Below are 10,626 nucleotides of genomic sequence, written 5' to 3' on the forward strand. Positions count from 1 at the left end.
CGGGCGAGGGCGGACAATCTGTCGGGCCGGATCCGCCGGCGGCCGCGGGGCACCCTGATCCTGGCCACGCCCGGGGCCCCGTCGACGGTCGAGGAGTTGATCGGGACCCCGGCGACGGTCCTGCTGGTGGACGACGTGGTCACCACGGGGGCCACCGCCGCCGCGTGTGTGGGGGTGCTGGGCGAGGGCGGGCTGCGGGTCGACGGGGTGCTCGGGGTCACCGCCGCGTGAGGTCCGGGGCTGCCCGTGGGTGAGTTCCGGACGACTTGCCGCGACTACGGTCCACTGCCCAGACGACCGGGTATCGTTGGGTTCGGACGGGGTTCACCAGCACTTTCACTGAATTTGTCCGGTGGTCGCCCCGTCCGGAGAGTGTCCACTCAGCCATGTGGGTGTGCCCCTCGACCGGGGTCCCGGGCGGTAACCGGGTCGGTCGCAGAGGCCCGCCGCAGGCCCGATGAGGAGGAGCTTCGATGGCGAAGACCCCCGCAGTCCTGCTCGACCCCGCCACCTTCGACGGTCCGTCGACCGACGACCCCGGTGCCCCTGATGCGCAGGTGACCATCAAGGGCCGGAACGTCGAGGTCCCCGACCACTTCGCGACCCGGATCCACACCAAGCTCGCGAAGATCGAGAAGATCTCGCCCGCGATCACCCGGTTCGACGTGGTCCTTCTGCACGAGAAGAACCCACGCCTGGCCAAGGCCAGCCAGCGGATCGAGATCACCCTCAAGGGCAAGCCGGGTGTCGCCCGCGCCGAGGCGGCGGAGGACACCTTCTACGCCGCCCTGGAGTCGGCGGTCGCCAAGCTCGAACGGCAGATGCGCAAGGCACGCACCCGCCGGAAGATCAGCCACTCCGGGCACCGTCGACCGCAGTCCGTCGCCGAGGCCACCGCGGAGCTCGCGCCCGAGGCGGCACCGGCGGATGTCATGGACGAGTACGCGGACGGGGTCGACGACCAGCTCCCCGGCCAGATCGTGCGCCGCAAGGAGCACGACGGGACCCCGATGTCGGTCGACGAGGCCCTGGAGAAGATGGAACTCGTGGGACACGACTTCTACCTCTTCCGGGACACCGAGTCCGGCAACGCCACCGTCGTCTACCGGCGGCACGCGTTCGACTACGGACTCATCACGCTGAGTGACGAGGCCTGACGGTCGCAGCCCATACGCCCCGGGGGCGGTCCGGTCCGCATGGACCGGGCCGCCCTCGGCGTGTATCGGCGGCCGACAGCACCTAGGATGAACCGAGGGCCCGCGTGGCCCCCGCGCAGGTAGCCAGATTTCCCGATCAACCCGACCACGAGGACGTTCGAGACTGTGTCCATCCTTTCCAAGCTGCTCCGAGCCGGCGAAGGTCGAAAGCTCAAGCGGTACAGCGCTCTCGCCGAGTACGTGGATACTCTGTCCGACCAGACGGAGAAGCTGAGCGACGACGAGCTCCGCGCCAAGACCGACGAGTTCAAGGCCCGGTTGGCTGAGGGTGAGACGCTGGACGACCTGCTCCCGGAGGCGTTCGCGGTGGCCCGCGAGGCCGCCTACCGGGTCCTCGGGCAGCGGCCGTACAAGGTGCAGATCGTCGGCGCCATCGTCCTGCACACCGGGGCCGTGGCGGAGATGAAGACCGGTGAGGGCAAGACCCTGACCTGTGTCCTGCCCGCCTACCTCAACGCCCTGTCGGGTCAGGGCGTCCACGTGGTCACGGTCAACGACTACCTGGCCAAGCGCGACGCGGAGTGGATGGGCCGCGTCCACCGGTTCCTCGGACTGTCCGTGGGCGCGATCCTCGGCGGCATGACCCCGGCGCAGCGCCGGGAGTCCTACTCCGCCGACATCACCTACGGCACCAACAACGAGTTCGGCTTCGACTACCTGCGCGACAACATGGCGCACGACACCGCGGAACTGGTCCAGCGGGGCCACCACTACGCGATCGTCGACGAGGTCGACTCGATCCTGATCGACGAGGCGCGGACCCCGCTCATCATCTCGGGCCCGGCCGACGGATCGAGCAAGTGGTACGCGGAGTTCGCCCGCATCGCCCCGCTGCTCGAGGAGGGCACGCACTACGAGGTCGACCGCAAGAAGCGGACGATCGGCGTGACCGAGCAGGGCGTCGAGTACGTGGAGGACCAGCTCGGGATCGACAACCTCTACGAGGCGGCCAACTCACCGCTGGTGAGCTACCTGAACAACTCCATCAAGGCCAAGGAGCTGTTCACCAAGGACAAGGACTACATCGTCCGCGACGGCGACGTGATCATCGTCGACGAGTTCACGGGGCGCGTGCTCGACGGACGCCGCTACAACGAGGGCATGCACCAGGCCATCGAGGCCAAGGAGCGGGTGGAGATCAAGGCCGAGAACCAGACCCTGGCCACCATCACGCTGCAGAACTACTTCCGTCTCTACGAGAAGCTGGCCGGGATGACCGGTACGGCCGAGACCGAGGCCGCCGAGCTCTACTCGATCTACAAGCTCGAGGTCATGCCGATCCCGACCAACCGGCCGATGGCGCGCGAGGACCAGGCCGACCTGATCTACAAGACCGAGGAGTCGAAGTTCACCGCGGTCGTGGAGGACATCGCCGAGCGCGTGGAGAAGAAGCAGCCGGTCCTCGTGGGCACCGCGTCCGTCGAGCGCAGTGAGCACCTGTCCAAGCTGCTCACCCGCAAGGGCATCAAGCACCACGTGCTCAACGCCAAGTTCCACGCCTCGGAAGCCCAGATCATCGCGCAGGCCGGTCGACCGGGCGCGGTCACGGTGGCGACCAACATGGCCGGCCGTGGCACCGACATCGTGCTCGGCGGCAACCCGGACATCATCGCCGACCTCAACCTCCGCGAGCGCGGGCTCAATCCCGTGGACACCCCGGAGGAGTACGAGGAGGCGTGGGACGCCGAGATCGAGCGCATGCGCACGCTCACCAAGGAGGAGGCCGAGCGCGTCCGCGAGGCCGGCGGTCTCTACGTGCTGGGGACCGAGCGCCACGACTCGCGGCGCATCGACAACCAGCTGCGTGGGCGTTCGGGACGCCAGGGCGACCCGGGCGAGTCCCGGTTCTACCTCTCCCTGGGTGACGAGCTCATGCGCCGTTTCAACGGTGCGGCCGTCGAGGCGATCATGAACCGGTTGAGCCTGCCCGACGACGTGCCGATCGAGGCCGGGATGGTCTCGCGAGCCGTGAAGAACGCCCAGACCCAGGTCGAGTCGCAGAACTTCGAGATCCGCAAGGACGTCCTCAAGTACGACGAGGTGATGAACCAGCAGCGCACCGTGATCTACGGCGAGCGCAAGCGGATCCTCGAGGGCGAGGACATCACCGACCAGGTCGAGTCGATGATCTACCAGGTGGTCAGCGCCTACGTCGACGGTGCCGCCGCCGAGGGCTATGTCGAGGACTGGGACCTCGACAAGCTGTGGGACGCCCTGGGGCAGCTGTACCCGGTCTCGATCACCGCGCAGTCGATCATCGACGGCGACGAGTACGGGGCGGCGGGTGACCTGTCGGCCAAGAACCTCAAGGACGCGATCCTCGACGACGTCTTCGCCCGGTACGACGAGCGTGAGTCCGAGATCGAGGGCATCGGCGGCGAGGGTGCCATGCGCCAGCTGGAGCGCTCGATCATGCTCCAGGTCCTGGACCGCAAGTGGCGCGAGCACCTCTACGAGATGGACTACCTCAAGGAGGGCATCGGGCTGCGGGCCATGGCCCAGCGTGACCCCCTGGTCGAGTACCAGCGTGAGGGCTACGACATGTTCGCGGCCATGATGGACGGGGTGCGCGAGGAGACCGTCGCGTTCCTGTTCAACGTCAAAGTCGAGGCCAGCCCCCAGCAGAAGACTCTGGCCGCCCCCTCCGCGGCGCAGGCGGCGTCCCTCGCGGGCGCCAACCCGATCCTGCAGGCCGCGGGCACCGGTCGCGACGTCACCGATGACCAGATGCAGTTCTCGGGCCCTTCGGAGACGGGGGAGGCCCAGCTCGTCGACGAGGGCGTCCCGGCGAACCGCGCCGAGCGCCGCTCCCAGGAACGTCAGGACCGGCTCGAACGACGCGAGCGGGCCGCCAAGGCCGCGTCCCGGGGGCGCAAGAGCTGAACGAGGCTAGACCAACCGGAGGGCCGTGCAGGTCGCCCCGGTATCGGTGACCCTGATGCGGGCCGCGACGGCGAACAGTCGCGGCCCGCGGGCGTACGTGGCGCACACCTCGTAGTCGGCGCGGCCACCGTCCCCGGATCCGGGAGCGACACCGCCGCCGGGGGCCCCGGGATCGGCGGCGTGGATGTGGAGGCGGTGGACCCGAGCGGGACCGAGGTGCCGGCCGGGGACCCCTCCGCGGGCCAGGGTCCTGAGCATCTCGACGAGGTGGGGTGGGAACGCGCCCCGGGTGTGGTGTGGGGCCCGCTTCCGGTCGACGACCTCGAGGGCCATGATCACCAGGGCGTGGGCCGCCCGCCTCGCCGGGACCGGTACCGCGTGCTCGGGGTCCGGCACGGGCACCGGGACCGCCACCGGATCCGCGACCGGTGGGCTCATCCGGTCGTGCCGTCGGGCAGCGGAGACGGGTTCCGTGGAGGGGAGTGGTCTGACCCTGCACTCGTCGAACGAGGCGTCCCGACAGGGCGTGGATCGTCCCGTCGACGGCGGTGACACGGGTGTCGGGGCCATGCGTTCTCCTGCTCCCTCCGGCGAGGACCGGGCCGGTCTCGCGTTCTTCTATGTCGTTTGACGCACGGGGACGGGCGGTCGGTTCCGGCTCCGCTCCTGCACCGTCGACGGGCGTTGCCTAGGCTGTCCCCATGCGAGGACTGATTGTCGACTACTTCGGGGTGCTGGACGGCACGGATGAGGACCGCGAGAGCTGGCGGGAGATCCTTCTCGGTGCGCGTGCCAACGACGTGCGCCTGGCGGTCCTCAGCAACGAGCCCGAGGGGCCGGGGGCCGATCGGGTGCGTGAGGACGCCCGCGCCTACGGCATCGATCACGTGGTGCTCAGCGGCCGGACCGGCGTCGAGAAGCCCGATCCCGAGGCGTTCCTCGAGGCGGCGCGACGGCTCGAGCTGGAGCCCCGGGAGTGCGTCATGGTCGACGACGCCATCGAGAACGTCCTGGGCGCCGTCCAGACCGGCATGATCGGCGTGTTCTACCAGGTGTTCGACCGTGCGGCCGTGGAGATCCGGGGACTGCTCGGGCTGGACGAGGCGGTCTGACCCGTGGCGACCAGGCTGGCGACGGCGGACGCGGATCTGCTCCTCGGGGACGCCACCCGATCGCGGAGTCGGCACTCGTGTTCCCTCGCGCTCGTCTCCCGGGACGATCCGTGGGACATCGACCGCGTCATGGAGTTCGTCGACGCCAGACTCGCCGACGCCCCCAGGTTCCGCCAGCGCATCCGGTACGTCCCGTTCGGGCTCGCGCGGGCGGTCTGGGTCGACGATCCGGACTTCGACCTGAGCTTCCACGTCCGCAGGTCCGCACTGCCGGCTCCCGGGGGCGTGCGCCAGCTCGCCGATCTGGTGGCCAGGCTGGTCGACCGCCCGCTCGAGCCCGGCCGACCGCTGTGGGAGCTCTACCTCATCGAGGGACTCGCCGACGGGCGGCTGGCTGTTCTCACCAAGACCCATCACGTCCTCCTGGGCGGCCCCAACGCCGTGGACCTCGCTCAGGTACTCATGACCGACGAGAGGGCGTCCGCGGACGTGGACGAGGTGGCCACCTGGACCCCCGTGCCCTCGCCGGGCGACGGCGTGCTCGTCCTGGACGCGCTCATCACCATCGCCACGGACCCGTTGGAGTTGGTCCGGCGCTCGGCACGACTGGTCAACGCGGTGGAGAGGGCGAGCCGTGGTCTGGTCGGGGCCGCGAGTCTGACGGTCCTGCGACCGCCCGGGGGGCTGGCGGAGATGTTCCGGACCTCCCGCCCGCGCGGCAGCCGCGTGGGACTGGCCTCGTTCCCCCTGGACCAGGCGCGGACGATCGCCAGGGAGCACGGGTGCAAGGTCAACGACGTGGTCCTGGCCGTCCTGTGCGGGGCGCTGCGCTCGTGGATCCTGTCCTGCGGCCACCCGCTCTCGACGGCCGACACGCTCCGGGCGATCGTGCCGATGGCGGTCTCCTCGGAGACCGGACCGGTCGAGGGGTCGGAGGTCTCGGCCGAGGCGACCTCCGCCGAGATCGCCTCGGCCCTCATCGGCATGCCGGTGGGGGAGCCCAATCCCCGGATGCGGCTCGCGCAGATCTCGAGGGAGACGGCCACACAGCGCCACCCGAGGCAGGCCGTCGGCGCCAAGTCGCTGGCCCGCCTCTCCGGATTCGCCCCGCCCACCCTGCACGCGCTGGGCTCCCGGGCGGCGATCATGTTGCCGTCGGACAGCTACGACCTGGTCGTCACCAACGCACCGGGACCGCAGCACAAGATGTTCTGGGGCGACGGCGAGCTCGCCGAGGTCTACCCCGTCCCCGCGCTGCTCGACGGTCAGGCGCTGGCCGTGTCGATGAGCAGTTACTCGGGGATCGTCTACTGCGGATTCACGGCGGATCGCCAGGCGGTTCCGGACGTGGAGGAGATCGGTGAGCTCATCTCGTCGGCACTCGACGAGCTCACCGGGACCGCCCGCTGACCGGTACCCGCCGACCGGTACCGACCGCCGACCGGCCCCGCCCACCCGAGGAAGGCACCACCATGCGCCTGTTCATCCCTGCCACGCTCGCGATGCTGGAGACCCTGCTCGACGGCGGGGAGATGCCCGTACGCAGCGCGACCGCGTTCGCCGCGACCCCCGCGCTCGTCGAGTCGTATGCCCAGGGGGACACCGAGGAGATCGAGCACGTCGCGTTCCTCGAGGCCGCCCGCGCCTCGCTCCGGTTGCTCGGCGGTGAGATCGACTCCGGCGCGGTGCACGAGGCGCACCCGTACCGCCGCGTGGTGGTGAGTGTGGACGTCCCCGACGCCGACGCCCGGCCCCGGCCCGACCTGGACACCGCGGTCGTCCGCCTGACGAGGGGGACCGTGGCGATGGACGAGGTCGCGGCCGTCCACGTGGACCTCGCGGGCGCGGCCGGCCCCGTCGAGGCCGCGGTCGCGGCCGTGGATCGCGCCGACCTGGGGGACGAGGACGCCGAACTCACCGTGGGGGACGCTCTCGACCTCGATCTCGCCTGGTACGACGCGGCGGAGCTGCCGTTCCTGCTCAATCTGCTCTGAGAACCCCGGAGGGCCGTCCCGGTTACCGGGATCACGCCCGTGCGGTGTCCGCCAGGCGCTAACCTTCGCTACCGTAGGTTCTCATCTCCGGCACCGTCGGCCCGGTCCTCGGGTCGCGCGGTTCCCTGCCCCAAGGAGGCACCAGTGACCGAGTCGACCAGTGGACTCAACCGTGTACTGCGGGCAGCGGCCGCGAGGGTTCCCGAACCGCGGGCCGCGCATCGCTTCCTCAACCGCCTCACCCACCCGCTGCGGATGGACGACTACTCCTCGCTCATCTACCCGTTGTGGTCCTCCCGGGAGCTGCGTGGAGAGGTGGTCACGGTGCGCCGCGAGGCGGAGGACACCGTCACCCTCGTCATCAAGCCCGGGTGGGGCGCGACCCCGCACTACCAGCCGGGACAGTACCTGGGAATCGGCGTCCTCCTCGACGGCCGCTGGACCTGGCGCTCCTACTCCCTGACCTCGGCGCCCACCACGGGTCGTGGCGAGTACTCGGTCACCGTCAAGGCCCTGCCCGAGGGGTTGCTCAGCAACCACATCGTCGGCACCGTCGAGCCCGGCACCATCGTCCGCCTCGCCGCCCCGGCGGGGGACTTCCACCTGCCCACGCCGACGCCGCCCAAGCTGATGTTCGTCACGGCCGGATCCGGCATCACGCCGGTCATGGGCATGCTCCGCTCGTTGGACCGCCGCTCGGTCACCGAGCCGTTCCCCGACGTCGTCCACGTGCACTCGGTGCGCGAGAGGGAGGACGCCCTGTTCCTGGAGGAGTTGCGCGCCCTCGAGAAGACCCAGCCCGGGTACGTCCTGCACCTGCGGGTCACCAGCGAGGAGGGCCGCATCGACTCCCGCCAGATGTCCGCCCTCGTCCCCGACTGGTCGGAGCGGCCGACCTGGGCGTGCGGCCCCAACGCGATGCTCGACGAGCTCGACGAGCACTTCGACGCCACCGGCCGCGACGATCTCCACGTGGAGCGCTTCACGGTCAACCGGGACGCCGGGGCCTCGGGCGGGACCGTCACGTTCGGTTCGACCGGCAAGACGGTGGAGCTCGACGGTGCCACCACCATCCTCGAGGGCGGCGAGCAGGTGGGCGTGCAGATGCCGTTCGGCTGCCGGATGGGCATCTGCCAGACCTGCGTCGTGGGACTCGACGAGGGGCATGTCCGCGACCTGCGCAACGGCACCGACCACGGCCCCGGCGAGCGGATCCAGACGTGCATCTCGGTGGCGTTGGGGGACGTCGAGCTCAAGCTCTGACCGCGGCGGGGCGTCAGTCCTGATCGGTCCCCAGCGCCCACGCGTCGTTGGACTGCAGGACGCCGAGGAGCTCGCGGACGGCCAGGGCGCGCCGGTGCACGGCGGGGTCGGCTATGGCGTCGAACCTGCACTCCGGGTCCGCGGGCGGGCCCTGGTGGGTACAGCCCCGGGGGCAGTCCTGCACGATCGCGTCCAGGTCGGAGAACGACGCCACCACGTCGTCGGGCGAGACGTGCGCGAGGCCGAAACTGCGGATCCCCGGGGTGTCCACCACCCAGCCCCCGGTACCCAGTTCGAGGGCGACCGACTGGGTCGAGGTGTGTCGGCCCTTGCCGACTCCGGAGACCACGCCGGTCGCCCGGTGGGCGTCGGGGATCAAGCGGTTGACGAGCGTGGACTTGCCGACGCCCGAGTGGCCGATCATGGCGGAGATCCGACCGTCGATCCGTTCGTGCAGCGCGGTGAGGTCGTCGTCGATCCCCGTCCGGAGCACGGGGACGTCGAGCGCCTCGAACTCGGCGGCGAAGACCGACGGGTCGTCGAGATCCCCCTTGGTCAGGCAGAGGACCGGATCGAGACCGCCGGTATAGGCCGCCACGAGCGCGCGGGCGACGAAGCCGGCGCGCGGCGGGGGGTCCGCGACCGCGACCACGATCAGCAGCAGTTCGGCGTTCGCCACCACCACCCGCTCGTAGGGGTCGGAGTCGTCGGCGGTCCGGCGCAGGACCGTGCTCCGCTCCTCGACCCGGACGATCCTCGACAGGGTGTCCCGGGTGCCGGTGAGGTCTCCCACCACGCCGACGTGGTCGCCCACGACGATCGGCGTGCGGCCCAGCTCCCGGGCCCGCATGGTGACGATCCGGGTCCCGGCCACGTGGTCCGGGCCGTCGTCCAGCAGCACACATCCCCAGCGTCCGCGGTCGACGCTCACGACCATCGCGGACGCGGCGTCGGAGTGGCTGGGCCTGCGCTTGGTGCGGGGTCTGGACCCCTTGCCCGGCCGGATCCGGATGTCGGACTCGTCCCAGCCGCGCGCCCCGCTCCCGCCCCGCCTGGTGGCCATGGCCCTACATCGCCCGCCCGGCGAGCATGGCGGTCCACATCGAGGTGAAGCCCGGCATGGTCTTGGCGGTGGAGTCGATGTCGTCCACCTCGACCCCCGGCACCACGAGACCGATGATCGCGCCGGCGGTCGCCATGCGGTGATCGGCGTAGGCGCGCCACGGGGCACCGCGCAGGGGGCCCGGGACGATCTCGAGGCCGTCGTCGAGCTCCGTGACGCCGCACCCCACCGCACCGAGTTCGGCGGCGAGGGCGGCGAGGCGATCGGTCTCGTGCCCGCGCAGGTGCGCGATCCCGGTCAACCGTGACGGGCCGTCGGCGAGCGCGCACAGCGCGGCGATCGTGGGGGTGAGTTCACCGATGGCGGACAGGTCCGCCTCGACGGGGGAGAGGCGGTCGGGCCCGACGACGACGAGGGTTCCGTGCTCGGCCCCGTCGGCGGTCTCCAGGGTGACGGACGCGCCCATGTCCCGGAGGATCCCGCGGATGGCGTCCCCGGGTTGCGTGGTGGAGACCGGCCAGCGGGGGACGCGGACGGACCCGCCGGTGACGGCGGCCGCGGCCAGGAACGGGGTCGCATTGGACAGATCGGGTTCCACCACGCGGTCGACGGCCGAGATCGGCCCCGGTGCCACGTGCCAGGACGACGCGGTGGGGTGCTCGACGGCCACCCCGGATTCCCGCAGCATCGCCAGTGTCATCTCGATGTGCGGGCCGGACGGGACGGCGGCACCGCCCACGTGGATCAGCTCCACCCCCTCGTCGAAGCGGGCGGCGGAGAGCAGGAGGCCGGAGACGAACTGCGACGAGGCGGAGGCGTCCATCTCGACCCGGCCACCCCGCAGGGAGCCCGCCCCGGCGACGGTGAACGGCAGGCTGTCCCCGGTGACGTCGGCGCCCAGGGCACGGAGCGCGTCCAGGACCGTGGCCTGGGGTCGTACCCGCGCGGCCGGGTCGCCGTCGAACGTCGAGGTGCCGGTGGCGAGTGCGGCCAGCGGTGGCACGAAGCGCATGACCGTCCCCGCCAGGCCACACTCCACGTCCGCCCCGTGCAGGCTCCCCGGCGTGACCACCAGGTCGGTGTCGCCCGGCGCG

The 10,626-nt window shown here is 71.0% G+C and carries 10 protein-coding genes; 7 read left to right on the top strand and 3 right to left on the bottom strand.

Features of this window, described 5'->3' with window-relative positions:
• The 3 genes from G6022_RS04550 to secA all read left to right on the top strand — a co-directional run.
• Window positions 1–231, top strand: a 231-nt coding sequence (locus G6022_RS04550; protein ID WP_182691069.1) for a hypothetical protein, incomplete at its 5' end; no start/stop codon positions are given.
• A gap of 242 nt (window positions 232–473) precedes the next feature.
• Complete coding sequence (gene raiA, locus G6022_RS04555; protein ID WP_182609975.1) at window positions 474–1,157, top strand: ribosome-associated translation inhibitor RaiA; 684 nt, start codon at window positions 474–476, stop codon at window positions 1,155–1,157.
• A 165-nt stretch (window positions 1,158–1,322) separates the two neighbouring features.
• Window positions 1,323–4,100, top strand: coding sequence for a preprotein translocase subunit SecA (secA, locus tag G6022_RS04560; RefSeq protein ID WP_347237818.1), 2,778 nt, complete (start codon window positions 1,323–1,325; stop codon window positions 4,098–4,100).
• 6 nt (window positions 4,101–4,106) lie between these two features.
• On the opposite strand, the gene G6022_RS04565 is transcribed toward secA, so the two are convergent.
• On the bottom strand, window positions 4,107–4,670 hold the full coding sequence (locus G6022_RS04565; RefSeq protein WP_241731049.1) for a hypothetical protein: 564 nt from the start codon (window positions 4,668–4,670) through the stop codon (window positions 4,107–4,109).
• Window positions 4,671–4,801: 131 nt separating this feature from the next.
• On the opposite strand from G6022_RS04565, the gene G6022_RS04570 reads away from it, so the two are divergent.
• The 4 genes from G6022_RS04570 (at window position 4,802) to G6022_RS04585 (ending at window position 8,469) form a co-directional block, all read left to right on the top strand.
• Window positions 4,802–5,212 (top strand): HAD-IA family hydrolase, encoded by a 411-nt coding sequence (locus G6022_RS04570; RefSeq protein ID WP_179524785.1) that lies wholly within the window; start codon window positions 4,802–4,804, stop codon window positions 5,210–5,212.
• A 3-nt stretch (window positions 5,213–5,215) separates the two neighbouring features.
• Window positions 5,216–6,622 carry a wax ester/triacylglycerol synthase family O-acyltransferase gene (locus tag G6022_RS04575; RefSeq protein WP_179524786.1) on the top strand — a complete coding sequence of 469 codons (1,407 nt, stop codon included), beginning with the start codon at window positions 5,216–5,218 and terminating at the stop codon, window positions 6,620–6,622.
• Window positions 6,623–6,684: 62 nt separating this feature from the next.
• Window positions 6,685–7,206, top strand: a complete 522-nt coding sequence (locus tag G6022_RS04580) for a hypothetical protein (protein ID WP_179524787.1) — start codon at window positions 6,685–6,687, stop codon at window positions 7,204–7,206.
• A 144-nt stretch (window positions 7,207–7,350) separates the two neighbouring features.
• Complete coding sequence (locus G6022_RS04585) at window positions 7,351–8,469, top strand: ferredoxin reductase (protein WP_179524788.1); 1,119 nt, start codon at window positions 7,351–7,353, stop codon at window positions 8,467–8,469.
• A gap of 13 nt (window positions 8,470–8,482) precedes the next feature.
• Here the strand turns inward: G6022_RS04585 and rsgA are convergent, their stop codons facing one another.
• Together rsgA and aroA are read right to left on the bottom strand one after the other, a co-directional pair.
• The gene (rsgA, locus tag G6022_RS04590) at window positions 8,483–9,532 is read right to left on the bottom strand and encodes a ribosome small subunit-dependent GTPase A (protein WP_179524789.1); all 1,050 of its coding nucleotides are present in this window, start codon (window positions 9,530–9,532) and stop codon (window positions 8,483–8,485) included.
• A 4-nt stretch (window positions 9,533–9,536) separates the two neighbouring features.
• A partial coding sequence (gene aroA / locus G6022_RS04595; RefSeq protein ID WP_182691065.1) for a 3-phosphoshikimate 1-carboxyvinyltransferase occupies window positions 9,537–10,626 on the bottom strand: 1,090 nt, incomplete at its 5' end.

Source organism: Dietzia sp. Cai40 (genome assembly GCF_014145165.1).
GTDB lineage: Bacteria > Actinomycetota > Actinomycetes > Mycobacteriales > Mycobacteriaceae > Dietzia > Dietzia natronolimnaea.